Here is a 26,860-nt window from a genome sequence, read left to right on the forward strand (position 1 = left end):
GGTCGGCGGACGGTCAGCGGGGCGCGTCGCAGAGCGTGGACTGTACGGCGGCCAGGATCTTCTCGGCCTTCTCCGGTCCGAAACCGCCCGGGTGCGCGGGCGAGGTGAAGCGCTGCTCGGCCAGGGAGATCAGCTTCGCCCGGTCCTTGGGGAAGTTGTAGACCGCCTGGCACTGGGCGCGGGCCGCCTCGACGGCCTTGTCGGGCTTGCCCGCCACGATGTCCGGGTCGATCGCGTCCAGGGCCGCGACCAGCTTGGCGGTGGCCGCGGTGTCCGGGGCGGGCGGCAGCCCGGCGTCGGCAGGGGGCGCGGGCTTGGACGCCTCCGGTGCGGGCGGTTGCGAGGCGGGCGCCGAGCCCTGCGGGGCGGGCTCGGAGGGCGCGACGCCGGTGGACGGCGCACCGGAGACAGCCGTGGAGGCGGCGCCGGAGGCGGCGGCGGGGGTGCTGCTCGCGCTGCCGCCGCCGGAGCAGGCGGACAGGGTCAGCGCGGCGATGGCCGTACAGGCCAGCAGGGTGGCTCGAAGACGCATGCCCGTACGGTGTCATGCTCGCGTCCGGTGCGGAAGCCCCCGGAGCGGCGGCACCGGACGTCGCGCCGTGCCGGGTCGCGGCGGGCGGTCACAGCTCGGTGCGGCGCCGCCGGACCACCACCCAGAGGTCGACGGCGGCGAACACGGTCAGCGCACCGCAGACGACGGCGAAGACGGTCAGCACGGCCTGGCTCGGATTGTCGGTCGGGCCCGAGCGGGCCGCCCAGACCGCGAAACCGAGGGTGAGCAGCGCGAACACCGGCGTGAACAGCATCGAGAGCAGGAAACGCAGCTTCAGGTCGGTGCGGGCGGTGGCGGGCTCCGTCCCGCTCCGCCAGGTCCTGGGTGTCTTCGCCGGCCGCATTCCGCTCACCTCCGAGCCCGGTCGCTCCCCCCTCCAGGGTAGGACGCGGGCCGGTCGGCGGGAGGTTCAGTCGCCCCGCCGCCTCCGGGCGATCCGGGCGTCCAGACCGGCGATCAGCGGCTCGGCCGGCGGCAGCGCCAGCAGGACCAGCAGCCCGGCCGCCCAGCCCGCCAGGACGTCGGAGAGCCAGTGGGTGCCCAGATACACGGTGGTCAGCCCGATCGAGACGGCGGTCGCACCGGCCAGCACCGCGCCGATCCGCCGGCCCCGGGTGGCCAGGTAGGCGAGCACGCCCCAGGTGACCACCGCGTTGGCGGTGTGGCCGGAGGGGAAGATGTTGCCGCCCGAGAACAGCTCGGGGGATCCCACGTAGTGCGCGTAGTGCGGCCCGAGCCGACCCGTCACGATCTTGACCGTGCCGACCGTGACGTTGAGCAGCAGCAGCGCGGTGCCCATCACCAGCAGCGGCCGCGCCGTCCCCGTCCGGTAGGAGCGCCAGCCGAGCCAGAGGCAGGCGGCGATGGCGGTCGGCCCGCGCTGTCCGGCCACCACCCAGACGTCCAGGTAGGGCTCCAGCTCGGGCCAGCGCCGGTAGGGCTGGAGCTGCTGGAACGACCAGTCGAGGTCCACCAGGGTGGTGTCGCAGAGGATCCCGACCACCACCAGGAGGTAGCCGAGACCGGTGAGGCCGAAGGCCATGGCGTGCCGTCTGCTGATCGGCGGCCACCCCGCCTCGATGGCGGTTCCGCTTCCGTCCCGGGCGGAGGAGGTATTCGGGGGGTCGGTGGATTCGATTCTGACTGGCACGTGCCGAAGGTTACCCGGAGTCGGCGGACACCTCCGAAAGTTGTCCGAAGTTGGCTGGTCAGGATGGTGGCTGATCGTGCGGCCCGTGCGAAATCCGCTCCGGCCGCACTCCCGTGCGCCGATTCATGAAGGTTTCTCCAATTGAATCCCGAAGAGGTGGTGAAAATGTGGTGGCCATTCCCCTGACCGGAAATGGCCGCCATTGCTCGGATCGAATACCGATCGGACGGTTCGTTGTCCGAGTCGGTGCGGGATCAGGAACAGTGGAACCTGGCCGCACCCCAGTCGCCGTGATCACCCGTGGCGGTACCGACGCTGGTCACCACCAGGTGCACCCGCTGCGCCCCGGTCAGCGGTACGTCCACCGCGAGCGGGGCCGACGCGGAGGTCAGCGTCGGCGAGGTCCACAGGGTCGCGCCGTCGGCCCGGACCGAGAAGGTCACGTCGCCGTACCCGCTGATCTCGTCGTCGATGCCGACCGTCGCCGTGAACGAGGAGCAGTGCCCAGCGGTGAGGATCTCGATGTCGGACGCCGCGTGCGCGCCGATCCCCTTCGGGAAGGTCGTGCCGTCGAGGGTGAGCGTCCGGCCGTCGGCCGCCTGCTGCTCGCCGTTGCTGCGGTCGCGCTCGGCCGGGCCCCAGCCGTTCGCCGAGCTCACCCACGTCAGGTCGCTCGCCCAGCTGTCGACCCGGGGGCCGCCCGGGTCGGGCGGGGTCCCGCCGCCGCTGCCGACCGCGGTGGCGCCGTCCAGCACCAGTTGGAAGGCGGACGAGGTGGACAGTGCCGCCGTCTTGACGTTCACCACGCCGGTGCGGTCCGCCGGGTCGTACCACCAGCCCTCGGAGGCGGCGTCGAACGCGGCCCTGGAGGCGTGCTTCGGCAGTGCCCGCCCGCCCAGCGCGACCTGGGTGGGGGCGGTGGTGCTGTGCACCGTGAAGGCGTACGGCCGCGCGGTCTGCTTCCCGGTGAAGTCGCCGTTGCTGGCGCTCACGTCGATCCGCACCTGGCCGGCGCCGGTGGTGGGGGCCTCCACCGTGGCGGTCTGGGTGGCGAACCTGCCGGTGCGGTGCTGCCGGGTCACGCCGTCGTCCTCGTAGAGGCTGAACGAGCCGTGGCCCTGCGGGTAGACGTCCCAGGCCAGCGGCGATCCGGCGGTGCGGTCCTGGTACGAGCTGACGCCGGGCCACATCGGCACTGTGGCACCGGCCCTGACGAACAGCGGCAGGGTGTCCAGCGGCGCCTGGTAACCGTTCACCGTGGTCGGGCCCTGATAGGTGCGGCCGGTCCAGTAGTCGACCCAGGTGCCCCTGGGCAGGTAGATGCCGTCCCGGACGGAGGTGTCCGAGTAGACCGGCGCGACCAGGAAGTCGGTGCCGCTGAGGAACTCGTACTTCACCGCGTCGGTGGCCGTCACCGGGTCGTCGGGGTACTCCAGCGCCAGCGGGCGGACCGGGCCGACGCCGGTGCGGGTGGCCTCGGCGGCGTAGCTGTACATGTAGGGGAGCAGCGACTCCTTGAGCTTCAGGTACTTGCGGTTGATCGCGGTGTACGGTTCCCCGTACCGGAAGGGCTGCTTGTCGCTGGGGGCCCAGCCGTCCATCGACATGATGGCCGGCAGGAAGGACTTCCACTCCAGGTCGCGGGTGTAGGTCTTGGCGCTGCCGCCGAAGATCCCGTCCACGTCGCCGCTGTTGTAGGCCAGGCCGGACATGGTGGCCCCGGCGTAGGTCGGGATCTGCCAGCGGATGTAGTCCCAGCTGCCCGACTGGTCACCGCTCCACTGCACCCCGCAGCGCTGCGCGCCGGCCCAGCTCTCGGGTGCCCAGGTGAAGCCCCGGGCGTCGCTGTTGGCCTCGATGCCCTGGTAGGCGGCCTTGCAGCCGTCCAGCGCGAACTTGTAGCCCGAGCCGACCCAGGCCACGTCCAGCTTGGCGATCCGCTGACCGGCCCGGACCTGGTCGCCGAGCCGGGTCAGGCCGTTCTCGGTCCACAGGCCCATCTGCATCCTGCGCTGCTGGAGGCCCTGGGCGGTCTGGGCGAGGTTCTCGTAGCCGCAGCCGTACCCGTCGTTGACCAGCATCCAGCCGTTCGGCATGTCGTTCTGCACGTACCCGTCGGCGACCTTGAGGGCGTCCAGGGTGTGCCGCTCGCCGCGGTTGGCGTTGTGCAGGTAGCAGTCCGAGTCGCCCATCTCCAGGCCGTAGATCGGCGGCAGGAAGGGCTTGCCGGTCAGCGCGGTGTACTGGCCGATCACGTCCTTGGCGGTGGGCCCGGCGAAGTAGTACGCGTCGAAGCGCTTCTCCTGCTCGGTGGTGGTGACCGGGTCGTTGAAGGCGTAGCTGCCCGGCGCCCAGGTGTTGCGGAAGACGCCGTAGCCGGATGAGGAGAGGTAGAACGGCACCGAGTTGGGGTGGCCGCCCTCGTTCCAGTTGGTGTCCTGGGAGACCTGGACGGTCCGTCCCCGGTGGGAGAACGAGCCGTTCTGCTCGCCCGCGCCGAAGAACTGCTCGGTGGCGCCCCGGGCGAGGGTCTGGGTGGTGGCCGTGCCGTCCCAGCTCAGCGGCCGGGACTCGGACCACACCAGGCTGCCGTCGGCCCGGCGGAGCTCGAAGCGCAGCGCGGACTTGTAGACCCGCAGGGTCAGCGCCGCGGTCGAGATCTCGTACCGGTCGCCGGCGTCGCGCCAGCTGGTGGCCGGCGGTGCGCCCTGGGGCAGCACGATGTCCGAGCCGGTGGGGTCGGTGAAGGTGCCGTCGGGGGCCAGCTCGATCCGGAACACCTGGTCGGTGGTGAAGCTGACCCGGGCCCGGACGGCGCCGGCCGAGACGGAGTAGACCGCGCCGTTGCCGCTGAACGCGGTGACGGCGCCCGCGCTGGTGGTGGTGGTGGCGACGGCGGTGGGGGCGAGGGCGGCGCTGAGGCTCGCGCCGGTCAGTGTCAGGGCGGCGGCGAGGGCCAGAGCAGCCGGCCATATGAGCGGATGGTGCACACTTCTGCGCATAAGCACCTCTCACAGTGCACGATTGAGCAACTGTGGGCAGGTATAGCGCAGTTCGACGGGTCTGACTACGGGTCCGTCGCGAAAACGACCGTGAAATGTTCATGTAGAAAACGTCGAAGGCCCCGCATCTCTGCGGGGCCTTCGACGCCGGACCGGCGCCGATCAGGGGAGCAGTCGCTCCACGGCGGCGGCGCCGTACTTGGCCAGATCCTGGCGGGCCTTCTCGATCAGCTCGGGGGTGGGCTCGCGGCCCGAGGCGCGCACCAGGTCCTCGGGATCGACGGGGTGCTCGGATCCGGTGTGCAGCAGGTGGTCCGGGGTCGGCATGGAGTCGACGTCACTGGGCTCGGACATAGAGGGCCTCCGGGAGAGGGGGTCGGCCGGCCGTCCGGGCGGGCGGCAGGCCTCCTAACGAGTGTGGACCTGTCCGCCCGTCGCCCGCGCGGTGAGGCCGCCCCGGCGTGTCGCGCCCCGGACCCCGCCGGGCCCGACCGGGACGGGACCTAGTCGAGCGGGCCGCCCGCGACATAGATGACCTGGCCGGACACGAAGCCGGCACCCTCGGCGGCCAGGAACGAGATGGTGTTGGCGATGTCCTCCGGGACGCCGACCCGGCCGACCGGGATCTGGGTGGCCGCGGCCGCCTTGAACGCCTCGAACTCCATGCCGACCCGGGCCGCGGTGGCCGCCGTCATGTCGGTGGCGATGAAGCCGGGTGCGACCGCGTTGGCGGTGATGCCGAACTTGCCGAGCTCGATCGCCAGGGTCTTGGTGAAGCCCTGCAGGCCGGCCTTGGCGGTGGAGTAGTTGGCCTGGCCGCGGTTGCCCTGGGCGGAGGAGGAGGACAGGTTGACGATCCGGCCGAAGCCGGCGTCCACCATGTGCTTCTGCACCGCGCGGGTCATCAGGAAGGCGCCCTTGAGGTGCACGTCCATGACGGTGTCCCAGTCGGTTTCGGACATCTTGAAGAGCAGGTTGTCCCGCAGTACGCCGGCGTTGTTCACCAGCACGACCGGGGCGCCCAGCTCCTCGGCGATCCGGTCGACCGCGGCCTGGACCTGCCCGGCGTCCGAGACGTCCGCGCCGACGGCCAGCGCCCGCCCGCCGGCCGCGGTGATCCGCTCGACGGTCTCCCGGGCCGCGTCCTCGGCCAGGTCGACCACCGCGACCGCGTAGCCGTCGGCCGCCAGGCGCAGGGCGGTGGCGGCACCGATGCCCCGGGCGGCACCGGTCACGATCGCGACCCGGGTGGTGATCTGCTCGGTCATGCTCGTACTCGTCTCTCTCGATGGGGTGACGGGCGAGGCCGGAGCGTTGACGGCGGCCTCCCCGGGAGGCGTCCGGCCCGGGGCCGTCACCGCCCGATGCGGGGCGGGAGCGGGCGGGCGCGGAGCGGGGTGGTGGCGCTGCGTGGTGCGCGGTCACCTTACCGGCGAGTAGGATTCCGGGCCAGAGGGCAGCGCCGCAGGTGACGGAGGGTGAGGGCGGTCCGGATCCGAGCGGGTGAACCACCGTCTGACACGGCCCCGACAGACCGGGGAAATATGCCAACTTCGCCGAACATGCGTCTACTATTGGCCCCTGCCTGCCAGCACAGGCCGACCGTTTGTATAGTGTGCGCCAGCAGCCACCGGCTGCACGGCTGGCGTGCCTTCCATCACAGCGGGATGCTCACTCGCCGTTACTGCCCCGCCCGGGTGTCCCACACACACCGGGCGTGACACCGGGACGGATTTCATGGTGCTGGGGGAGATCCCGACAACCCGAGTGACCGGTCGACTGCAGCAGTCGCCCGGCCACCTCATCCGCGTGGCCCAGCAGGTACACACCCGCTTGTGGTCCGAATTCGTCGGTACCGAGCTGACGGCTCCGCAGTTCGCCGTTCTGCTGGTGCTGGCCCTTGAACCGGGCGCCGACCAGCGCACGGTCGGCGAGCGGGCCTCGCTCGACAAGGCCACGATGGCCGAGATGGTCGCCCGCCTGGTGCGGCGCGGCCTGGTGCTCCGCCGCCGCGATCCGGCCGACGGCCGTCGCAAGCTGCTGGCACTCTCGCAGAACGGCGCCCAGGCGGTGCGCGAGGCCACCGGCGGCGTGGTCCGAGTGCAGCGCACGCTGTTCGAGCCCCTCAACCCCGACGAGCAGGTCGAGATCGTCCGGGTGATGTCGAAGATAGCCCGGCTGGAGCCTGCCGCCGTCGCGGTCATGACCGACGCCCGGCCGATGCTGGACGCCCAGCGGGCGATCGGCTACCTCATCCGGGTGGCGCAGCAGGTGCACACCAAGCTCTGGTCCGAGAAGGTCGGCTCCGAACTGACGGCCCCGCAGTACGCGGTGCTCGACGCGCTGGAGACCGAGCCGGGCGCGGACCAGCGCACCGTCGGCGAGCTCGCCTCGCTCGACAAGGCGACGATGGCGGAGATGGTCAGCCGGCTGGTCCGCCGCGGTCTGGTCCTGCGTCGCCGGGACCCCTCCGACGGGCGGCGCAACCTGCTGTCGCTCTCGCCGGACGGCCAGGACCTCCTGCACCGCTCGGCGGCGGGCGTGCGCGAGGTCCAGCAGCTCCTGCTCTCCCCGCTCGACGCGGACGAGCACGAGCCGGCGATGGCCCTGCTCGCCAAGGCGGCACGGCTGTAGCGCAGGATCCGACCGCGAATCGGGCGTAACGATTCGCCAGGGCACTTGAAGGGCCGTCACCCCCTCGGGAGTGGCGGCCCTTCAAGCATGTGCACCGACCGGGACGGTCAGTTCCAGTCGAAGCCCTGCGGGTCCGGACCGATCCGGACGCCGGTCTCCACCGCCGCGATCGCGGCCATGTCCTCGGCGTCCAGCTCGAAGCCGGCCACGTCGAGGTTCTCCCGGATCCGGGACGGCGTGACGGACTTCGGGATCGCGATGACACCGCTCTGCAGGTGCCAGCGCAGGACCACCTGGGCGACCGTGCGGCCGTGCTTCTCGGCGGTCTTCACCAGCGCCGGCTCGGCGAGCAGATCGCCGCCCTGGCCCAGCGGGCTCCACGCCTCGGTGGCGATGCCGTGCCGGGACTGGAACTCGCGCAGCTCGCGCTGCGGGAAGTACGGGTGCAGCTCGACCTGGTTGAGCACCGGCACCACGGAGCTCTCCTTGAGCAGGGTCTCCAGCTGGGGGATGCCGAAGTTCGAGACGCCGACCGACTTGACCCGGCCGTCCGCCAGCAGCTCCGTGACGCCCTCCCACACGTTGAGGAAGGTGCCGTGCATCGGGCGCGGCCAGTGGATCAGGTACAGGTCGACGTAGTCGAGGCCGAGCTTGCCCAGCGAGTCGTCGAAGGCCCGGCGGACGGCGTCCCGGCCCTGGGCGCCCGACCAGTCCTTGGTGCCCGAGTTCCACAGCTTGGTGGTGACGTACAGCTCCTCGCGCGGGACGCCCGCCTCCGCCACGGCCTGACCGGTGCCGGTCTCGTTCTCGTAGATCGCGGCCGTGTCGATCGAGCGGTAACCGGCCTCGATGGCGGTCCGCACGGCGGGCGCGGCCTCCGCGTCCGGGACCTGCCAGACACCGAAGCCGAGCTGCGGGATCTCCGCGCCGTTGTTCAGGGTGACGCTGGGGATGGTGCTCACGAGAAGGGGTGCCCCTCTGATCGTCCGATGATGTCCGACCATGCCCAACCGCCGGCGACCTGGAATCATTCCCCCGCCGGCGGGGATCCGGCGGAATCGGTGACCCCCGCCCGGCCGCCGCCGCGGCCGGAAAACCTGTTGCGCAGATCACACCGGGCCGGGCAGGCTCGATGCCCATGACGTCGTGACGAGACCGTCCCCCCACTCCTGCTCCGCCCCGGCCGCCCACGCCCCCGCCGGGGCGCATCGCCGCGCCCGAGCACCGGTCGCGCGCCCCGGCAGCCGCCGCAGAGACCCTGTCAGCACAGCGCAAACGGAGCGTCATGCCGCTCGCACCCTTGCCCCTGTCCGACCCCGGGAACCCGGACCTCTCCTCCCCGATCGCCTTCCTGCGCTGGCTGCGCCGCTGCCAGCGCCGCGGCCAGCTGCTCGCCACCTGCTGGGGCGTGCTGGAGCTGGGCTGTATGGCGGCCCTGCCCACCGCCCTCGGCCTCGGCATCCAGGCCGTCGTCGAGCACGACGCCGGCGGGCTCTGGCGGGCCGGCGCGCTGGCCCTCGCCCTGTCCGTCGTCCAGACCGCCGGCTTCGTCCTGCTGCACCGCCAGGCGGTGTGGAACTGGATCACCGCCGCCTCCCAGCTCCGTCAGCTGGTCGCCCGCCAGGCCTCCCACCTGGGCGCCGGGCTGTCCCGCTCGATCGCCACCGGCGAGATCGTGGCCGTGAGCAGCGGCGACGTCGAGAAGATCGGCTGGTACGTGGAGCTGATCGCCCGGGTGCGGGCCGCCGTGCTGGTCTGGCTCGGTGTCAGCGTGGCCGTCCTGGTGCAGCAGCCGCTGCTCGGGATGGCCGTCCTGCTCGGTGTACCGGTGCTGGCGGTGGCCGTGTGGCCGCTGCTCGGGCCGTTCGAACGCCGCTACGACGAGCAGCGGGCGCTCGGGGGGAAGGCGACCGAGCTGGCCGCCGACACCGTCGCCGGGCTGCGCGTGCTGCGCGGCATCGGCGGCGAGGAGCTGTTCCTGCAGCGCTACCGCGCCGCCTCCCAGCGGGTCCGCGGCGCGGCCGTGCGGGCCAGCCGGATCTGGGCCCTGATGCAGGCGCAGCAGGTCCTGCTGCCGGGCCTGTTCGTGGTCGGTGTGACCTGGTACGGCGCCCGGCTGGCGGTCTCCGGGCGGATCGAGGTGGGCCAGCTGGTCGCCGTCTACGGCGCCACCGCCTTCCTGGCGGCCCCGCTGCGGATCCTCGGCGAGGCCGCGCACGCGTACAGCGTCGCCCGGGTCTCGGCCGCCCGGGCCACCCGGGTGCTGGCGCTGGACCGCGGCGCCGACGCGGTGGATCCCGCCGCCGTGCTGGACCGCCCGGAGCGCGCCGATCTGCACGACCCGGTGACCGGGCTGACCGCACGGGCCGGCCGGCTGACGGCGGTGGTCTGCGGCGACCCGGACCTGGCCGGCGCCCTCGCCGCCCGCCTCGGCGGCCATCTGCCGCCGGCCGAGGGGGAGCGGCCCGAGCCGGGCGTCCGCCTCGGCGGCACGGAGCTGGACACCGTACCGCTCGCCGCGGCCCGGGCCGCCGTGCTGGTGCACGACAAGGAGCCGGTGCTGCTCTCCGGCACCCTGGCCGACCTGCTGGACGTGCCCCGCTCCGGCCGGGTGACGGTGGCCGAGGCGCTGGCCGCGGCGCAGGCCGGGGACGTGCTGGACGCCCTGGTCGACGGCTCGCCCGAGTGCGCGGGGGACGCCATGCGGGCCGTGATCACCGAACGCGGCCGCTCGCTCTCCGGTGGCCAGCGCCAGCGGCTGGCGCTGGCCCGCGCACTGGTCGCGGACCCGCCGGTGCTGGTGCTCGACGAGCCGACCAGCGCCGTGGACGCGCACACCGAGTCCCGGATCGCGGCCGGGCTGGGCGAGGTGCGGGCCGGTCGCACCACCGTCGTCCTCGCGACCAGCCCGCTGCTGCTGGACCGGGCCGACACCGTGGTGCTGGTCCGCGACGGCCGGGTGGCCGCCACCGGCCGCCACCGCGACCTGCTGGCCGCCGACCGGCACTACCGCGCGGTGGTCACCCGTGAGGACGACACCCCCGACGGCGCCGTCCGCGCGGACGGCACCCGCGAGGACGGCGACCCCGCGGTCCGCGACGAACCCGTGAAGGAGCCGGCATGAAGCCCCCCGTCGTCCAGGAGAGCGGGCCGGCCACCGTGCTGCCGGTCGGCTCGCCGTCCGCCGTCCGCTCGTACGTGCGACTGCTGGCCCGGCGCCACCGCCGGGGGTTCACCGGCGTGGTGGGGCTGCACACCGTCGCCACGGTGGCGGGGCTGGTCGGCCCGTGGGTGCTGGGCTCGCTGGTGGAGTCGCTGAGCGCCGGGACCGCCGGGGGCCGGGTGGTCTCCGCCGTCGGCTGGTACCTGGCGGCGCTGGTGGTGCAGGCCGTCTTCACCGGTCTGTCCCGGCTGCGCGGCGGGGTGCTGGGCGAGGAGGTGCTGGCCGACCTGCGGGAGGACTTCCTGGTCCGCTCGGTCGCCCTGCCGCCGGGCGTCCTGGAGCGGGCCGGTACCGGGGACCTGGTCTCCCGGGGCACCACCGACATCGACCGGCTGGCCAAGTCGGTCCGCGAGGCGGTGCCCGAACTGGCCGTCGCGGTGGTCTCGTTGGTGCTGGTGGCGGGGGCCCTGGTGCTCACCTCCCCGCTGCTGGCGGTCAGCGCGCTGCTCGGCCTGCCACTGCTGCTGGCCTCCTCCCGCTGGTACTTCCGGCGGGCCCCGCAGTCGTACCGGGCGGAGTCGGCGGGCTACGCGGCGGTCAACACAGTGCTGGCCGAGACGGTGGACGCGGGCCGGACGGTGGAGGCGATGCGGCTCGGCCGGGAGCGCGTCGAGCTGACCGACCGCAAGATCGCCGAGTGGCTGGACTGGGAGCGGTACACGCTCTGGCTGCGGGTCAGCTGGTTCCCCGCCATCGAGGCGACCTACGCCCTGGCGATCCTCGGCACCCTGCTGCTCGGCGGGGTGTACACGCTGAACGGCTGGATCGGCGTCGGCCAGCTGACGGCGGGGGTGCTGTACGCCCAGGCGCTGACCCACCCGGTGGACATGATCCTGCGCTGGTACGACGAGCTGCAGATCGGCCAGGCCTCGCTGGCCCGGCTGGTGGGCGTCCGCGAGGTGCCGGACCCGGAGACCGACGAGTCGGTGCACCCGGACGGCGCGCGGGTGACGGCCGACCAGGTCCGGTTCGGCTACCGCGAGGGTGCGGACGTGCTGCACGGCATCAGCCTGGACGTGGCGCCCGGCAGCCGGGTCGCGCTGGTCGGCCCGTCCGGGGCCGGCAAGTCCACCCTGGGCCGACTGCTCGCGGGGATCTACGCACCCGGCCGCGGCACGGTGACGATGGGCGGCGCGCAGCTGTCCCGGATGCCGGCCGAACGGGTGCGCACCCAGGTGGCGCTGGTCAACCAGGAGCACCACGTCTTCGTCGGCACCCTGCGGGACAACCTCCGGCTGGCCCGGCCGGCCGCCGCCGACACCGAGCTGCGGGCGGCGCTCGCGGCGGTGGACGCCACCGAGTGGGCGGACGCGCTGCCGTCCGGCCTGGACACCGAGGTCGGCTCGGGCGGCACCGCGCTGACCCCGGCCCAGGCGCAGCAACTGGCGCTGGCCCGGCTCGTCCTGGCGGACCCGCACACCCTGGTGCTGGACGAGGCCACCTCGCTGCTCGACCCGCGGGCCGCCCGGCACCTGGAGCGCTCGCTGGCGCGGGTCCTGGACGGCCGTACGGTGGTCGCGATCGCGCACCGGCTGCACACCGCGCACGACGCGGACGTGATCGCGGTGGTCGAGCAGGGCCGGATCAGCGAGTACGGCAGCCACCGCGAGCTGGTGGCGGCCGACGGACCGTACGCGGCGCTCTGGCGCTCCTGGCGGGACGAGCGCTGACGGGCGCTGACGGGCGGGACGAGCGCTGACGGGTGGGACGAGCGCTGACGGGTGGGACGCCCGCCGTCCGCTCGTCCGGCGTCCGCTCGTCCGATCGGCGGCCGGTCCGGCCGCCACGGCCGGCCGGTCGCCCGAACGGGTGCACCGCGTTGCGCCGCCCGGGCCAACCCCGGGCGGCGCGGCCGTTCGCGGGCCCGGTGCGGCGCAGACTGCCGGGGTGACCAAGATTTCCGACGGCTCCTCGGGGGCCAAGAAGCGCGGCGAGATCGCGGGTGTGCCGACCAGGGTGATCGCCATCGTCGTGATCGTGGCGCTGGCGGTCTGGTTCCTGTTCGCCAACCTGGAACGGGTGAAGATCCAGCTCTGGGTGTTCACCGTGACGGCGCCGCTGTGGATCGCGCTGCTGGCGACGCTGCTCGCGGGCGCGGCGCTCGGCTGGCTCGCCAAGGGGCGTCAGAGCAGGTGACCCCCGCCGCCTTCACCCCGCTGATCAGCCTGAGCGGGGTGAACAAGCACTTCGGCGACCTGCACGTCCTGCGGGACATCGAGCTCACCGTCGGCCGCGGCGAGGTGGTGGTGGTGATCGGGCCGTCCGGGTCCGGCAAGTCCACCCTGTGCCGGGCGATCAACCGGCTGGAGCCGGTCGAGAGCGGCACCATCGTCATCGACGGGCAGCCGCTGCCGGCCGAGGGCCGCGGGCTGGCGAAGCTCCGGGCCGAGGTCGGGATGGTGTTCCAGAGCTTCAACCTGTTCGCCCACCGGACCGTGCTGCAGAACGTGGCGCTCGCGCCGGTGAAGGTCCGGGGGCGGCCCCGGGACGAGGCGGAGCGCCGGGCCCGGGCGCTGCTGGAGCGGGTCGGCCTGGCCGACCAGGCCGACAAGTACCCGGCCCAGCTCTCCGGCGGCCAGCAGCAGCGGGTGGCGATCGCCCGGGCGCTGGCGATGGACCCCAAGGCGCTGCTCTTCGACGAGCCGACCTCGGCCCTCGATCCCGAGATGATCAACGAGGTGCTGGACGTGATGCGCGGCCTCGCCCGGGAAGGGATGACCATGGTGGTGGTCACCCACGAGATGGGCTTCGCCCGCTCCGCCGCCAACCGCGTGGTGTTCATGGCCGACGGCCGGATCGTCGAGGACCGCGCCCCCGAGGACTTCTTCGCCCGGCCGGAGAGCGAGCGGGCCCGGGACTTCCTCTCCAAGATTCTCAAGCACTGAGGCGGCGCCGTGCGACGACCCACCGCGGCCGCCCTGCTGCCGGCCCTGGCCCTGCTCCTGGCCCCGCTCCTGGCCCTCACCGGCTGCGGGAAGTCCGGCACCCCGCCGGTCAAGGGCCCGCAGCCGGGCGCCCTGCCCGCGTACCGGGTGCGCAGCGGCGAGCCCGTCACCGGCTCCGCCACGCTGGACGCCGCCCGGGCCCGGGGCCACCTGGTGGTCGGGGTCAAGGAGGACCAGCCGTACCTGGGGCAGAAGGACCCGGCGAGCGGCGAGTACTCCGGCTTCGACATCGAGATCGCCAGGATGGTCGCCGCCGACCTGGGCTTCCCCCCGGACCGGATCGAGTTCCGGACCATCGCCTCGGCCAACCGCGAGACCGCGCTGCAGAACGGCCAGGTCGACTACTACGTCGGCACCTACACCATCAACGACAACCGCAAGAAGCTGGTCGGCTTCGCCGGCCCGTACTTCGTCGCCGGGCAGGCGCTGCTGGTGCGCAGGAACGACCGGGAGATCAACGGCCCGCAGGACCTGGACGGCCGCAAGGTCTGCTCCGCGGCCGGCTCCACGCCGTACCAGCGGATCCAGAAGGACTACCCGAAGGCCAGGCTGATCGGCTACGACACCTACTCGGCCTGCGTCGACAACCTGATCAGCGGTCAGGTCGACGCCGTCACCACCGACAACGCCATCCTCCAGGGCTACGCCGCCAAGGCCCCGGACGAGCTGCGGATCGCGGGGCAGCCGTTCTCCACCGAGCCCTACGGCGTCGGCACCCCGAAGAACGACAGCGCGCTGCGGCTGGCCGTCGACGACGCGCTCGCCCGGCACGAGGAGAACGGCGACTGGCGCGCCGCGTACGACGCCACGCTGGGCCTGTCCGGGGTGCCCGCGCCCGAACCGCCGCCGATCGACCGGTACTGACCGGGCCGGCACCGACCGGCCTCCGTCCGGCCCGGTACCGGCCGCGCCCCGCAGCTGTGGGACCCAGAGAGGACCGCCCGGCATGAAAGTCCTGACCGACAACTTCTCCACCTACTGGCACGGCTTCCTGGGCACGCTCTGGCTGACCCTGATCAGCGCCGTGCTCGCGCTCGCGCTGGGCGTGCTGATCGCGGGCTTCCGGGTCTCACCGGTGCGCCCGCTGCGGATCTTCGGCACCGGCTGGGTGACGGTGCTCCGCAACACCCCGCTGACGCTGCTGTTCTTCGTGGTGGTGCTGGGCCTGCCGCGGTTCGACATCACCCTGCCGTTCTTCACCTTCGCGGTGCTGGCGCTCGGCTGCTACACCTCGGCCTTCGTCTGTGAGGCGCTGCGCTCGGGCATCAACACCGTGCCGGCCGGGCAGGGGGAGGCGGCCCGCAGCCTGGGGATGACCTTCGGCCAGACGCTCGGGGCCGTGGTGCTGCCGCAGGCGTACCGCTCGGTGGTGGCGCCGCTGGGCAGCGTGATGATCGCGCTGGCGAAGAACACGGCCATCGCCGGATCGTTCAGCGTCACCGAACTCCTCGGCGTCTACCGGCCGTTGAACGAACTCGGGTACGGCATCGTGTGGACCTTCGTCTGGATCGCGGCCGGCTACCTGGTCATCACCCTGGCGATCAGCCTGCTGTTCGACCGGCTGGAGCGGCGCGCGGCGGTGTCCCGGTGAGCGAGTCCTCGGCGCTGTACGACGTGCCCGGCCCCCGGGCGCTCGCCCGGCACCGGCTGTACGGGCTGATCGCGCTGGTGCTGATCGCGGCGCTGGTCGGCTGGGTGGTGTACATGCTGTTCCACACCCACCAGTTCACCGCCGAGAAGTGGCGCCCCTTCCAGTACCGGGGCATCCAGGAGCTGCTGCTGCGCGGTCTCGGCAACACCCTGAAGGCCTTCGCCCTGACGGTGGTGCTGGCGCTGCCGTTCGGCGCGCTGTTCGCCGCTGGGCGGCTCTCGGACCACCGGGCGGTGCGCCTGGTGTGCACGGCGGTGGTGGAGTTCTTCCGGGCCATGCCACTGCTGGTGATGATCTTCTTCATCTTCGTCGCCCTGAAGGTGCAGCCGCTCTGGGCCCTGGTCGCCGGGCTGACCCTCTACAACGGCTCGGTGCTGGCCGAGGTCTTCCGGGCCGGGGTGCTCGCGGTGCCCGCGGGCCAGCGGGAGGCGGCCTTCGCGCTCGGCATGCGCAAGACCCAGGTGATGGCGTACGTGCTGGTGCCGCAGGCCAACCGGGCGATGCTGCCCAGCATCATCAGCCAGCTGGTGGTCGCGCTCAAGGACACCTCGCTGGGCTTCCTGATCACGTACGAGGAGTTCCTGCACGCGGGCAAGCTGATCGCCACCAACCTCGACTACGGGCTGCCCTTCATCCCGGTGGTCCTGGTGATCACGCCGATCTACATCGGCCTGTGCCTGCTGCTCTCCTGGCTGGCCCGGCTGGTGGAGCGGCACGGCCGGCGCAGCCCCCGGGTGCGCGGTGGCGCGCCGATGGCGAAGGCCGGCGTGGTGATGGGGTTGCCCCCGACCGGGGAGTGACGGGAGATGTCAAAGTGACGCCAGGGGATTTGGCTCCCGACCCCAAAATCCGCTTATGATTCCCAGGTGTTCGACTCACGGCACATCAAGACCTTCGACCAGGTGGTCACCAGCGGCTCCTACTCGGCGGCCGCCCGGGTGCTCGGCTACACCCAGCCGGCCGTCACCCAGCAGATGAAGGCGCTGGAGCGCACCGCCGGCGTCCCGCTGTTCACCAGATCCGGCCGCGGGCTGCGCCTCACCGAAGCCGGCGAGGCGCTCGCCCGGCACGCCCGGACCATCCTGACCAGCCTCGACGCCGCCCACCAGCAGCTCGGCGCGCTCGCCCGGCTGCGCGCCGGACGGGTACGGGTCTGCGGCTTCCCCAGCGCCAACGCCACCCTGATCCCCGAGGCGATGGCCAGCCTGCTCGCCGACCACCCCGGCGTCCGGGTCGAGCTGACCGAGGCGGAACCCCCCGAGTCCGTCCAGCGGCTGCTGCGCGGCGAGTGCGACGTGGCCCTCGCTTTCAGCTACCAGGACACCACCGCGCCGGTCGCCGACGAGCTGGTCGAGATCCCTCTGCTGGAGGACCGGCTCACCGTGCTGCTCCCGGTCGGCCACCCGCTGGCCCGCCGGCACGCCGTCCGCCTCGCCGACCTGACCGAGGAGCGCTGGATCGCCGGCTGTCCCCGCTGCCGGGCCAATCTGCTGCAGGTCTGCGCCGACGAGGGATACGCTCCCGACGTGGTGTTCACCACCGACGACAACCTGGCCGTACAGAGCCTGGTCGCCGCCGGGGTCGGGATCGCCCTGATGCCCTCGCTGGTGCTGGCCTTCATGTGCCACCAGAAGGTCACCGGACGGCTGGTGGAGCCGCACCAGTTCCGCCGGGTCTCCGCGTACGTGCTGCGCGAGCACCTGCGGGTGCCGGCCACCGCCGTGGTGGTCGAGGAACTCCGCCGGGCCGCCTCGGCCCGGGCCGGCTGCTGAGGTCCGCAGCAACCCATAAGCGTTGATGGTGAATCCGCCAAGAAACCCTCCTTGGACGTGATGGGACGGTCCGCCCGACCCTGCAGGCATGACAACCACCGCACCGAGAGCAGCCACCGCCGCCTGCACCCGGCGCCTGCGCGACCTGGTCGAGGAGATCCGGGAGACCGTCGAGCGCGGCCTGCCGCCCGAGCTGACGGCCTACCTGGTCGGTGAACGGCTCGCCCCGCACCTCGGAGCCGACGACCTGCTCACCGCCGAGCAGTGCGAGGGCGACCCCGACCACTACCGCCAGCACCTGCTGCACGCCGAGTCCGACGGCAGCTTCTCGCTGGTCGCCCTGGTCTGGCTGCCCGGCCAGCGGACCTCCATCCACGACCACCTCTCCTGGTGCACCACCGGCGTCCACCTCGGCGAGGAGGGCGAACGCCGCTACCGGTTGATCTCCGACGGGAACACCGCGCGCCTGGTCGCCACCGAGGACGTGGTCAACCGGCAGGGCACGGTGTGCGGCTTCGCGCCCCCCGGCGACATCCACCGGGTCCGCAACAGCGGCACCGGCACCGCGATCTCGCTGCACGTCTACGGCGCAGACCTGGCCCGCCTCGGCAGCAGCATCCGCCGGGTCTACCGCCTCCCAGCCGACGAGCGGTGACGGCGCCGTGGCCCTGACCCTCCGGGCCGTCGCCCGCCCGGCCCTGCCGCCGGCCTTCCGCCGCAACGGACCGGGCCTGGCCCTGGCCGTCCTCGGCGTGGCCGTCGCCTGGACGGTGCACGCCGCGGTTCCCGCCGTCCCCCGGCTCACCGCCGCCGTCGCCCTCGGCATCGCCGCCGCCCACCTGCCCCGGCTGCGCGACCTGGTGCGCGGCGCCGCCCGGCCCGGCCTCTCGCTCGCCGGGCGCCGGCTGATGCGGGTCGGCATCGTGCTGCTCGGCTGCAAGCTCAGCCTGCACGACGTCCTCGGGCTCGGCTGGGCCACCGTCGCGATGGTGCTCGCGGTCGTCGGCGCCACCTTCGCCGGCACCCTGTGGCTCGGCCGCCGGCTCGGCCTGCCGGGCGACCAGCCACTGCTGGTCGCCGCCGGCTACGCGATCTGCGGGGCCTCCGCGATCGGCGCGGTCAGCGAGGCCGCCGGCAGCGACGAGGAGGACGCCGCCACCTCGGTCGCCCTGGTCACCCTCTGCGGCACCCTCGCCATCGCCGTGCTGCCGCTGCTGCACCAGCCGCTCGGCCTGGACGCCACCGGCTTCGGCCGCTGGGTCGGCGCCGGCGTGCACGACGTCGGCCAGGTGGTCGCCACCGCGCAGACCGGTGGTCCGGTCGCGCTGCGCGAGGCCGTGCTGGTCAAGCTGATGCGGGTGGTCCTGCTGGCGCCGCTGGTGGCGGGCGTCGGGATCGCCCTGCGCAACCGGCGGCGGACCGTCCGGACCCTGAAGCGGCCACCGGTCGTGCCGCTGTTCGTGGCCGGCTTCCTGGCGGTGGTGGTGGCGCGCAGCGTCCTCACCGTGCCCGACGGCCTACTGGAGGGAGCCCAGCAGGCGCAGGAACTCCTGCTCGCGGCAGCCCTGTTCGGCCTCGGCAGCGCGGTCAACCTGCCCGCCCTGGCCCGGACCGGCGGCCGGGTCGCCGCCCTCGGGCTGGCCGCCTGGGTGGTGGTCGCCGGCGTCTCGTACGCGGGCGTGCTGCTCACCACCTGACCGGGTGGTAGTGCGCGAAAATCGCTGAACGGGCCCGGGGTGGCGGGCTAGAGTCGGGCCGACCACGATCCGGCCGGCGGTGGCCCGCCGGTCCCGCACCCGCACTCGTTCCCGCACCCGCACTCGTTCCCGCACCCGCACTCGGTCCCGCACCCCCACCCGTCCCGAGGACGCCCGATGCCCGTACTGCCCTCCCGGTCCGGACCGGCCGCGCCCGTCACGCTCGACCGGCGGGACGGACCGTACGGGGAGGTGGTGCTGCGTCGGCGCGGCGCGCACTTCGAGATCATCGCCAACGGCTGCTTCCTGATGGACACCGCCGACGGCCGCTCCGAACGGCTGCTCGTCCAGGCGGCGCTGGACCGGCTGACCGCGGCCCGGCCGTCCGTGCTGATCGGCGGTCTCGGGGTGGGCTTCTCCCTGGCGCACGCCGCGGCCGACCCGCGCTGGGCGCGGATCGCCGTCGTCGAGCGCGAGCAGGCGGTGATCGACTGGCACCGGCGGGGGCCGCTGGCCGCGTTCTCGGCCGGCGCGCTGGACGACCCGCGGGTCGTCGTCGAGCACACCGACCTGCTCGCCTACCTGGCCGGGCCCGGGGAGCCGTACGACGCGCTCTGCCTGGACGTCGACAACGGGCCGGACTGGACGGTGACCGAGGCCAACGCCGGTCTGTACGGTCCGGCCGGGCTGGCCGCCGCGCACCGGCGGCTGGCGCCGGGCGGGGTGCTCGCGGTGTGGAGCGCCCAGCCGTCCGAGCCGTTCGAACGGGCGCTGGGCGCGGCCGGGTTCGTGGAGGTCGGGACGCTGGAGGTGGACGTGGTGCGCGGCGTGCCGGACGTCGTCCATCTGGCACGCCGCGCGTGAGGGGCGCCGGCCGCTCTACTTGAGGCCGTTGCTGACGGCCGTCATCAGCTCGCCGTTGGTGGTGTCACCGTCGAACGACCAGACCATGGCGCCGGCCAGCCCCTGGGACTTGATCCAGGCGGTCTTGCGGGCGATCTCGGTCGGGTCGTCGTAGGTGTACAGGACGCTGCCGTTGTAGATGTACGCGAAACCGGCGACCGCGTCCCGGTAGACGGAGTAACCGCCGCTCGTGGCCATCTCCTTGAGCTTGTGGTAGTCCTCGTAGCCGGGCTCGTAGGTGCCGGGGCCCGGGCCGGTGCCGGTCTGGAACAGGCCGTTGGTGGTGCCGCGCGGCACACCCGTCCAGCCGCGGCCGTAGAACGGGATGCCCAGGGTGAGCTTGCTCTTCGGCGCCCCGCCGCTGACGTACGCGTTGATGGCGATCTCGGAGCTGAACCGCTGGTTCGCCGGGCTCGGGTCGCCGGCCGGCAGCCGCAGGGCCGACTGCTGGTTGGTGACGTTCTCCCAGCCGCCGTGGTAGTCGTAGCCCTGGACGGTGGCGAAGTCGAAGGCGCCGAACAGGCCGGGGACGTCGATGCCGGCCGAGATCTTCAGCGGGTCGGCCGGGAGGAACGCGCTGAGCGTGTAGTGCTTGCCGGTGGTGGCGCCGAGCGCGTCCAGCTGGCGGCGGAACTCCTGGGCCAGCAGCGTGTAGTTGGCCTTGTCGGCGGGCTTGAAGATGTTGCCCAGGTGGCCGTCGGAGTTGGGCCACTCCCAGTCCAGGTCGATGCCGTCGAAGATGCCGGCCGCCGAGCCCGCGCCGCCGCGGCCGTCGATCACCGGCAGGTTGCCCTTGATGTACATGTCGATGCAGGAACCGACCAGCGCCTTGCGGGAGGCGTCGGTGGCGGCGGCGTCCGAGAACCACTTGCTGTAGGACCAACCGCCCAGCGAGATCTGCATCCTGAGGTTGGGGTACTTGGCCTTGAGCTGCTTGAGCTGGTTGAAGTTGCCCGCCAGCTTCTGGTCCCAGGTGTCGGTGGTGCCGGCCACCGAGGTGCCGGCGTCCCAGCCGCGGCCGAAGTCGGCCCAGGCGTCGCCCGCGCCGTCGCCCGCGTTCGGGTCGGAGTCGTTGCCGGCGGCCTTGTTGGTGATGAAGCACTGCTTGGTGGTCGGGTGGATGTTGGCGAAGGCGTAGTTGAGCGTGGTCAGCTTCGCCGCGGTGCCCGAGGTGTCCAGTTGCTTCACGCTGTAGCCGCGGGCGTAGACGCTCCACTGGGTGAAGTAGCCGATCTTCAGCCCGCCGCCCGGGTTGCCGGTGTCGGGCAGGGTCCTGGCGGTGGCCGCCGCGGAGGCGGGGGAGACGTTTCCGGCCGCGTCCCTGGCCTTGACGGTGAAGGTGTACGAGGTGTCCGGCGCGAGGCCGTCCACCGAGGCGGAGGTGCCGGTCACCGTTTTGGCGAGGCCCGCGCCGTTGTACACGTCGTAGGCGCTGACGCCGACGTTGTCGGTGGCGGCGGCCCAGCTCACCGCGATCGAGTGGGAGCCGGTCGCGGTGGCGGTCGGAGCGCCGGGAGCGGTCGGCGGCTGGGTGTCCGCCGGGGGAGTGGGCACCGTCACGGTGACCGGGCCCGCGGCTCCGGAGCGGTTGCCGGCCGCGTCGAAGGCGACCACGGTGAACGCGTGGGTGCCGACCGACAGCCCCGCCAGGGTGGCCGAGGTGCCGGTGACGGTGGCGGCCCTGGTGCCTCCGTCGAGGACGTCGTACCCGCTCACCCCGACGTTGTCGGTGCTGGCCGACCAGCCGAGCGCCGCGCCGTCGGTGCCGCTCAGCGTGCCCCGCAGGTTGCCGGGCACGCTCGGGGCGGTGGTGTCGGAGGGGGCGCCGGCGCAGGGCTGCCCGTTGAGCCGGCAGTTCAGCAGCGGCTGGTAGGCACCCGAATAGGCGATGTTGAAGCCGAAGTTGTACGAGGCGCCCGGTGCGATCACCGGCTGCCAGCCGGGATTCTTCACTGTCACGTGGGAGCCGGCGGCGGTGTAGCCCGCGTTCCAGAGCGAGGCGACGCTGTTGTTCGCCGGCAGGTCGAACTCCAGCGTCCAGCCGTTGATGGCCGTGCCGGTGCTGTTGTTGATGGTGTAGCTGCCGCCGTACCCGCTGCCCCAGTCCTGGTCCTTGGCGAAGGTGGCGGTGGCGGAGGCGGCATGGGCGCTGGTGGCGGGAAGGGCGACCGCGATCAGCGGGGCGATCAGGCTTCCCGCGGCGAGCAGGGGTAGCCGGAACCGACGTCTGCGCATGGAAGGGCTCCTGTCCGGGAGCGCGCCGGGGCCGTGGCCGACCGGGCGGGCTCCCCTACCTGTGGGGGGAGGTGCCAGGTGCATGGATGACGCGCGCTCGGGCAGGTGGGGACAGCCCGGAGCCCGGGCCCCGGGCCGTCGGGTTGCCGCAGGGGTCCTGTGTCATAGGAGGGTAGGGAGCCACGGCCCGGCTGGCAATAGGTCTGGACCAAAGTGGCGGACCGGCCCCCGGCCCCCCGGGGTTCGGGTGCGGTAACGCCGAACGGCGGTCCGGCAGTTGACACTGCCGGACCGCCGTCGGGACCGTCGATCAGCCGAACGGGCTGTACGCCGGCGGCTCGGGAGCCGGGGGCTCCGGCGCCGCGGCGGGCGCCGAGGGGGCCTGCGGGGCGAAGGGGTTGAAGTCCGGCGGCGGGACCCGGACCGGGGTGCCCTTGCCGGCCGTGGGCGGCTCGGCGGGAGCGGCCGGCGCGGCCGGGGGTGCCGGCGGGGCGAAGGGGTTGAAGTCCGGCGGCGGGACCCGGACCGGAGTGCCCTTGCCGGGGCCCGGCGGAGCCGCCGCGGGAGCCGGGGCCGGGGCGGCGGGAGCGGCCGCAGGGGCCGGAGCCGAACCCGTGGTCACCGTGCCGAACGGGTCGACCGGCGCGCTGGGCAGCACCGTGCCGAACGGGTCGGCCGCGGCGGGGGCGGCGGCCGGTGCCGGTGCGGCCGCGGGTGCCGGCGCCGATGGGGCCTGCGGGGCGAAGGGGTTGAAGTCCGGCGGCGGGACCCGGACCGGGGTGCCCTTGCCGGCGGCGGGCGGCTCGGCGGGAGCGGCCGGGGCGGCGGGAGCGGCAGGCGCGGCCGCGGGGGCCGGCGGGGCGAACGGGTTGAAGTCCGCGGGCGGGACCAGCACCGGCGTACCGGTGGGCTGCTCGGCGGCCGGCGCCGGGACGGCCGGGACCGGTGCGGCCGGCGGGGCCACCGGCGGAGCGGGCGGGGCCACCGGCGGGGCCGGGGGAGCGGCCGGCGCCGGGGGAGCGGCCGGGGGAGCAGCCGCCACGGGCTGCTGGACGGTGACCGCCGCCGGAGCCTGCGGCAGCGGGCTGGTGTCGAGGATGCCGTCCCAGGCCAGCTGGATGCTCTCCAGGACCCGGGCGAACGCGCCCGCGTACAGCTCCCAGTCCTCGGTCTGGGCGGTGCTCAACTGGACGGCCAGCACGGACCGGCCGTCCGGCAGCGGGACGAACGCCTCGACGGCGGCGGCGGCCAGCCATCGGGCCTGGCCGCCGTCCGTGAGCGGGCCGGGCACCGCGGACGACCGCGGCTCCACCAGCAGGACCGCGGGGCCGGCCGGCAGCAGGACCCGCCAGACCTCGGCCGCGGGCCGCTGGTCGGCCAGCGAGTTGGCCAGGTCGCCGACGCTCTGGGCGTGCGGGGCGACCGAGACGACCAGCGAGGCGTGCGAGCGGCGCCCGGCGACGGCGACGGCCGACAGGCCGGCGAAGACGACACCGGCGGCGGCGGCCTCCTCGGCCAGCGCGGCCGACACGACGGCGAACTCCTTGCGGGCCTGCGGGGCGCCGGCGAACAGCTCCTCGGCGACCTCGGTCAGGTGGGCGGCCAGCGCCGCCCGGTCACCGCGGACGGCCACCGGGTGGAACGCGGAGGGCACCAACAGGCGCGCCTCCACGCCGGACCCGGTGGACAGCTCGTCGGGGGTGCGGATCTGACGGTCCGCCGCCAGCCCGGCGAGGGCCGGGGTGAAGGCCGGCCGCAGCTTCTCGTCCGCGCTCTCCAGCGCGACCGGAAGGTGGTACTCGCGGGCCGAGGGCGCCGCCGACCCGCGCACCGCACCGCCGCCGTGCCGGGCGAGCAGCTCGGCGGCCGCGCCCTCGGCGGGCTGCGGGCGACGGGTGTGCGCGGCCTCGACCACGGTGCCCAGGCCGTGGACGCCGGTCACGCCGGGGCCGTTGGGGCCGATCCGGACGCCGAACAACGCCCCGGCGGACGGATGGGCGGCGCCGCCGAAGGCGGCCAGCGCGGCTGCCGGGTAGTGCGTCGCACGCTCGCCCAGCAGCGCTTCGGCCAGTGCGTCCAGCGTGGCCGCGATCCGCTCTGCGGCTGTGAAGCCGTCCTGCGTCATGGCGCCGAGCCCCCCTCGCTCTCGGTGTGGAATTACGTCCACTTTCTATCAGAAACCGCTGACGCAACGGCATCCGGCATGGAACCTCACCAAGCGGGCGGGGCAGCTCCGGATGCCCCCGCTCAGCCGGCCGGCGGGGTCGCCAGCCGGCCCAGGTCAGCGGCCAGGCCGGGGACGGCCAGCAGCCCGGCCAGCTCGCGCACCAGCCGCCCGGTCGGGCCGTCGGGGCGCTCGGCGGCGAAGAAGCCCGCCAGCTCGGCGGCGAGCGCCGGCTCGCGGGCCGCCGTGACGGCCAGCGCCGCGACGAACTCCTGCACCAGCTGGAGCTGGAGCTCCTCCAGCGGGACGCTCCGCTCGGAGAGCCAGTCCAGCGAGGTGATCTCGGCGTTGGCGATCCAGGCCCGGACGGTCCGGCGCAGGCCGGGGCTGGGATCCCGGACCGCCAGGTGCGCCAGGATCTGCTCCAGGGCCGCCCGCCGGACCTCGTCGATCACCGCGGTGGTGCCCGGGCTGGCCGCGACCGAGCCGCCGCGCAGCAGCGCCTCGAAGCCGGGGCCGTGCCCGTCGACGAAGTCCAGGTAGCGGCCCATGACCCGCAGCAGCCGCTCCGACATCGGGCCCTCGGCGGCCTCCTCGAAGCGGCCGGCCAGCTCCCGTCCGGCCCGCCGCAGCGACTCCTCGTACAGCGCCTGCTTGCCGGGGAAGTAGTGGTAGACCAGCGGGCGCGAGGCACCGGCGGCGGCCGCGATGTCGTCGATCGAGACGTCCTCGGGCGGGTGCTTGCTGAACAGGTCCAGTGCGACCGCGATCAGCTGTTCCCGGCGCTCGTCCACGCTCAGCCTGCGGCGCGGCGCGCGCTCGTCCTCCGACCTGGTCGCCGCCGACGGCGTACGGGAAGCCATGCCGTCACCCTATCGGCCCGGGTGCGGGGGTCGGGGCCGGCTGCGGCCTCCCGGCGGCGGGGGCCGGCGGCCGGGAGGCCGGGCCGTCCTTGGAGGAGATGACGAAATTCTGACGGCCGCCCCGGATCCCTGGCCCCGGCGGCGCTGACCTGGTCGAATCGACGGTGTGAGTGAGAGTTCCGGAACACCGGTGGGGCGACGGGTCGTCCTCGGCATGCTGGGCCTGGGCGTGGCCGGGGTGGCGGCCGGACCGTTCCTGCAGCGTGCCGTCGAAGGGGTCACCAGCAAGGACCCGACCGGCCTGAGCGGGCTGCTGCCCGGCGGAGGGGGCTTCCGGTACTACTCCGTGGTGGCCTCGGTGCCGGTCCGGACGGCGCAGGACTACACGCTGACCGTCGACGGCCTGGTGGACCGGCCCGCCACCTACCGGCTGGCCGACCTGGAGGCGATGGAGCAGCACCGGATCGTCCACGACGTCCAGTGCGTCACCGGCTGGCGGGTGCCGGGCACGCCGTTCGAGGGGGTCCGGCTGTCGGCGCTGCTGGACGCGGCCGGGGTGCGCGGCGGCGCGGGCGCGGTCCGGTTCAGCTGCTTCGACGGCAGCTACACCGAGAGCCTCACCCTGGAGCAGGCCCGCCGCGACGACGTCCTGGTCGCGCTGCGGATGCAGGACCAGCCGGTCAGCCACGCGCACGGCGGCCCGGTGCGGCTGTACGTCGCGCCGATGTACTTCTACAAGTCGGCCAAGTGGCTGTCCGGGATCACCCTGACGCCCTCCGTGGAGCCGGGGTACTGGGAGCGCTACGGCTACGACGTCGACGCCTGGGTCGGCCGGTCGAACGGACGCGACGATGCGCCCACCGGCTGAGCCCGCGGCCCCGGGCCGGATCCCCCGCTTCAGTGCGGCCGAGCGCTGGGTGCACCGGGTGACGGCCGCGCTGACGGCGGTCTGCCTGGTGACCGCCGCCTTCTTGTACTACCCGCCGCTGAGCGAGCTGGTCGGGCGCCGCCGGCTGGTCGTGGTGGTGCACGAGTGGTGCGGCCTGCTGCTGCCGGTGCCGCTGCTGCTCGGCCTGTTCTCCCGGGCCCTGCGGGCCGACCTGACCAGGCTGAACCGTTTCACCGGGCTGGACCGGGAGTGGCTGCGGGCGGTGCGCCGCCGCTCCTTCCACCGCCCGGCCGGGAAGTTCAACGCCGGCCAGAAGCTGTACGCGGCCTGGACGGCGGGCGCGGTGCTGGTGATGCTCGGCACCGGTCTGCTGATGTGGTTCACCCACCTCGCGCCACTGGTCTGGCGGACCGGCGCCACCTTCGTCCACGACTGGCTGGCCGTGGCGGTCGCCGTCGCCGTGGCCGGGCACGTCTGGATGGCGGTCCGTGACCCGGAGGCCCGCCGGGGGATGCGCACCGGCAGCGTCGACCCGCTGTGGGCCGTCCGGGAGCACCCGGACTGGGAGTACCCCGAGGGCGGGCCCGCGGACGGGGAACCGCCCGGTCAGGCGGGGGCCGAGCGCCACCGGAGGTAGCGCCGCCAGGCCTCGCGCCCGTCGACCACGAACTCCTCCCGCGCCATCCGGTCGGTCAGCTCCGCCTCGGTCAGCCAGCCGTGCCAGGCGACCTCCTCGACCTGCGGGGCGACCGGCCCGTCCCACTCGGCCCGGTACACGTCGCACCACCAGGACAGCCGGTCGCCGTCCTCGAACAGGAACTTGAACAGCGGCTCCGGCCGGATCCCGGTCACCCCGAGCTCCTCCTCGGCCTCCCGGACGGCCGCCACCGGATAGCTCTCCCCGCTGCCGACCACGCCCCCGACGAAGCAGTCGTACGCCCCGGGCGCGAAGAGCTTGGTGTCGGTGCGCCGGTGGGTGAAGATCCGGCCTCGCGCGTCGCGGACCAGGATGAACACGCAGCGATGGGTCAGCCCCCGGCGGTAGACCTCACCGCGCGGCGCGGTGCCGATCACCCGGTCCTGCTCGTCGACCACGTCCAGCAGCTCGTCGGCGGGGTTCGTCATGGGGCCACGGTACCGACTCGGCGTCAGGTGGATCATCCGACTATGGTCGAACAG

Annotated in this window: 25 protein-coding genes; 14 read left to right on the forward strand and 11 right to left on the reverse strand. The window is 73.7% G+C overall.

Translation table 11 applies throughout. The features are described from left to right. Window positions 1-13 precede the first annotated feature (13 nt). The 6 genes from ACIOFR_RS23675 to fabG form a co-directional block, all read right to left on the reverse strand. Entirely contained in the window at window positions 14-532 is a 519-nt protein-coding gene (locus tag ACIOFR_RS23675) for a hypothetical protein (protein ID WP_401000406.1), read from the reverse strand. Window positions 533-620: 88 nt separating this feature from the next. Further along, window positions 621-896, reverse strand: a complete 276-nt coding sequence (locus tag ACIOFR_RS23680) for a DUF6343 family protein (RefSeq protein WP_401000408.1) — start codon at window positions 894-896, stop codon at window positions 621-623. A gap of 66 nt (window positions 897-962) precedes the next feature. Next, window positions 963-1,703 carry a phosphatase PAP2 family protein gene (locus ACIOFR_RS23685; RefSeq protein ID WP_401000410.1) on the reverse strand — a complete coding sequence of 247 codons (741 nt, stop codon included), beginning with the start codon at window positions 1,701-1,703 and terminating at the stop codon, window positions 963-965. 254 nt (window positions 1,704-1,957) lie between these two features. Then, the gene (locus ACIOFR_RS23690; RefSeq protein ID WP_401000412.1) at window positions 1,958-4,705 is read right to left on the reverse strand and encodes an NPCBM/NEW2 domain-containing protein; all 2,748 of its coding nucleotides are present in this window, start codon (window positions 4,703-4,705) and stop codon (window positions 1,958-1,960) included. 162 nt (window positions 4,706-4,867) lie between these two features. Next, window positions 4,868-5,059 (reverse strand): hypothetical protein, encoded by a 192-nt coding sequence (locus ACIOFR_RS23695; protein WP_401000414.1) that lies wholly within the window; start codon window positions 5,057-5,059, stop codon window positions 4,868-4,870. A 149-nt stretch (window positions 5,060-5,208) separates the two neighbouring features. Then, window positions 5,209-5,973, reverse strand: coding sequence for a 3-oxoacyl-ACP reductase FabG (gene fabG, locus ACIOFR_RS23700; RefSeq protein WP_401000416.1), 765 nt, complete (start codon window positions 5,971-5,973; stop codon window positions 5,209-5,211). 565 nt (window positions 5,974-6,538) lie between these two features. Between fabG and ACIOFR_RS23705 the strand changes: the two genes are divergently transcribed. Beyond that, the gene (locus tag ACIOFR_RS23705) at window positions 6,539-7,339 is read left to right on the forward strand and encodes a MarR family winged helix-turn-helix transcriptional regulator (protein WP_371495780.1); all 801 of its coding nucleotides are present in this window, start codon (window positions 6,539-6,541) and stop codon (window positions 7,337-7,339) included. Between the two features lie 107 nt (window positions 7,340-7,446). On the opposite strand, the gene ACIOFR_RS23710 is transcribed toward ACIOFR_RS23705, so the two are convergent. Beyond that, the gene (locus ACIOFR_RS23710; protein WP_401000419.1) at window positions 7,447-8,301 is read right to left on the reverse strand and encodes an aldo/keto reductase; all 855 of its coding nucleotides are present in this window, start codon (window positions 8,299-8,301) and stop codon (window positions 7,447-7,449) included. Window positions 8,302-8,624: 323 nt separating this feature from the next. Between ACIOFR_RS23710 and ACIOFR_RS23715 the strand changes: the two genes are divergently transcribed. The 11 genes from ACIOFR_RS23715 to ACIOFR_RS23765 all read left to right on the forward strand — a co-directional run bounded on the left by ACIOFR_RS23715 (window position 8,625) and on the right by ACIOFR_RS23765 (window position 19,491). Beyond that, entirely contained in the window at window positions 8,625-10,463 is a 1,839-nt protein-coding gene (locus tag ACIOFR_RS23715) for an ABC transporter transmembrane domain-containing protein (protein WP_401000421.1), read from the forward strand. Then, window positions 10,460-12,232, forward strand: coding sequence for an ABC transporter ATP-binding protein (locus ACIOFR_RS23720; RefSeq protein ID WP_401000423.1), 1,773 nt, complete (start codon window positions 10,460-10,462; stop codon window positions 12,230-12,232). The genes ACIOFR_RS23715 and ACIOFR_RS23720 overlap by 4 nt, the downstream gene beginning before the upstream one ends. A 217-nt stretch (window positions 12,233-12,449) precedes the next feature. Then, the gene (locus tag ACIOFR_RS23725) at window positions 12,450-12,698 is read left to right on the forward strand and encodes a lipopolysaccharide assembly protein LapA domain-containing protein (RefSeq protein WP_401000425.1); all 249 of its coding nucleotides are present in this window, start codon (window positions 12,450-12,452) and stop codon (window positions 12,696-12,698) included. A gap of 20 nt (window positions 12,699-12,718) precedes the next feature. Further along, entirely contained in the window at window positions 12,719-13,447 is a 729-nt protein-coding gene (locus ACIOFR_RS23730) for an amino acid ABC transporter ATP-binding protein (protein WP_401000521.1), read from the forward strand. A 9-nt stretch (window positions 13,448-13,456) separates the two neighbouring features. Continuing rightward, complete coding sequence (locus tag ACIOFR_RS23735) at window positions 13,457-14,371, forward strand: glutamate ABC transporter substrate-binding protein (RefSeq protein ID WP_401000427.1); 915 nt, start codon at window positions 13,457-13,459, stop codon at window positions 14,369-14,371. An 82-nt stretch (window positions 14,372-14,453) separates the two neighbouring features. Continuing rightward, window positions 14,454-15,098 (forward strand): amino acid ABC transporter permease, encoded by a 645-nt coding sequence (locus tag ACIOFR_RS23740; protein ID WP_401000429.1) that lies wholly within the window; start codon window positions 14,454-14,456, stop codon window positions 15,096-15,098. Next, window positions 15,095-15,958: an amino acid ABC transporter permease gene (locus ACIOFR_RS23745; protein WP_401000431.1), complete on the forward strand. Its 864-nt coding sequence runs from the start codon at window positions 15,095-15,097 to the stop codon at window positions 15,956-15,958. Before ACIOFR_RS23740 ends, ACIOFR_RS23745 begins: the two co-directional genes overlap by 4 nt. Before the next feature lie 66 nt (window positions 15,959-16,024). Next, a complete protein-coding gene (locus ACIOFR_RS23750) occupies window positions 16,025-16,930 on the forward strand; it encodes a LysR family transcriptional regulator (RefSeq protein ID WP_401000433.1) in 906 nt (301 codons plus the stop codon). An 88-nt stretch (window positions 16,931-17,018) separates the two neighbouring features. Then, on the forward strand, window positions 17,019-17,585 hold the full coding sequence (locus ACIOFR_RS23755; RefSeq protein WP_401000435.1) for a cysteine dioxygenase: 567 nt from the start codon (window positions 17,019-17,021) through the stop codon (window positions 17,583-17,585). Between the two features lie 13 nt (window positions 17,586-17,598). Then, window positions 17,599-18,627, forward strand: a complete 1,029-nt coding sequence (locus tag ACIOFR_RS23760) for a YeiH family protein (protein WP_401000523.1) — start codon at window positions 17,599-17,601, stop codon at window positions 18,625-18,627. A gap of 177 nt (window positions 18,628-18,804) precedes the next feature. Further along, window positions 18,805-19,491 carry a spermidine synthase gene (locus ACIOFR_RS23765; RefSeq protein ID WP_401000437.1) on the forward strand — a complete coding sequence of 229 codons (687 nt, stop codon included), beginning with the start codon at window positions 18,805-18,807 and terminating at the stop codon, window positions 19,489-19,491. Between the two features lie 15 nt (window positions 19,492-19,506). Here ACIOFR_RS23765 and ACIOFR_RS23770 read toward each other — a convergent pair whose 3' ends face one another. The 3 genes from ACIOFR_RS23770 to ACIOFR_RS23780 form a co-directional block, all read right to left on the reverse strand. After that, window positions 19,507-21,765 carry a glycosyl hydrolase family 18 protein gene (locus ACIOFR_RS23770; RefSeq protein ID WP_401000439.1) on the reverse strand — a complete coding sequence of 753 codons (2,259 nt, stop codon included), beginning with the start codon at window positions 21,763-21,765 and terminating at the stop codon, window positions 19,507-19,509. A gap of 310 nt (window positions 21,766-22,075) precedes the next feature. Continuing rightward, complete coding sequence (locus ACIOFR_RS23775; protein ID WP_401000441.1) at window positions 22,076-23,890, reverse strand: hypothetical protein; 1,815 nt, start codon at window positions 23,888-23,890, stop codon at window positions 22,076-22,078. A 122-nt stretch (window positions 23,891-24,012) separates the two neighbouring features. Next, the gene (locus ACIOFR_RS23780; protein WP_401000443.1) at window positions 24,013-24,792 is read right to left on the reverse strand and encodes a TetR/AcrR family transcriptional regulator; all 780 of its coding nucleotides are present in this window, start codon (window positions 24,790-24,792) and stop codon (window positions 24,013-24,015) included. Window positions 24,793-25,006: 214 nt separating this feature from the next. Here ACIOFR_RS23780 and ACIOFR_RS23785 point away from each other — a divergent pair, with 214 nt between their 5' ends. Then, window positions 25,007-25,660 carry a molybdopterin-dependent oxidoreductase gene (locus ACIOFR_RS23785; RefSeq protein ID WP_401000525.1) on the forward strand — a complete coding sequence of 218 codons (654 nt, stop codon included), beginning with the start codon at window positions 25,007-25,009 and terminating at the stop codon, window positions 25,658-25,660. Next, window positions 25,644-26,318, forward strand: a complete 675-nt coding sequence (locus ACIOFR_RS23790; RefSeq protein WP_401000445.1) for a cytochrome b/b6 domain-containing protein — start codon at window positions 25,644-25,646, stop codon at window positions 26,316-26,318. The genes ACIOFR_RS23785 and ACIOFR_RS23790 overlap by 17 nt, the downstream gene beginning before the upstream one ends. Here the strand turns inward: ACIOFR_RS23790 and ACIOFR_RS23795 are convergent. Further along, entirely contained in the window at window positions 26,288-26,806 is a 519-nt protein-coding gene (locus ACIOFR_RS23795; protein ID WP_401000447.1) for an NUDIX hydrolase, read from the reverse strand. The genes ACIOFR_RS23790 and ACIOFR_RS23795 overlap by 31 nt on opposite strands. Window positions 26,807-26,860: the final 54 nt, after the last annotated feature.

Origin of the sequence: Kitasatospora sp. NPDC088346, assembly GCF_044740765.1 — a bacterium.
Lineage (GTDB): Bacteria > Actinomycetota > Actinomycetes > Streptomycetales > Streptomycetaceae > Kitasatospora.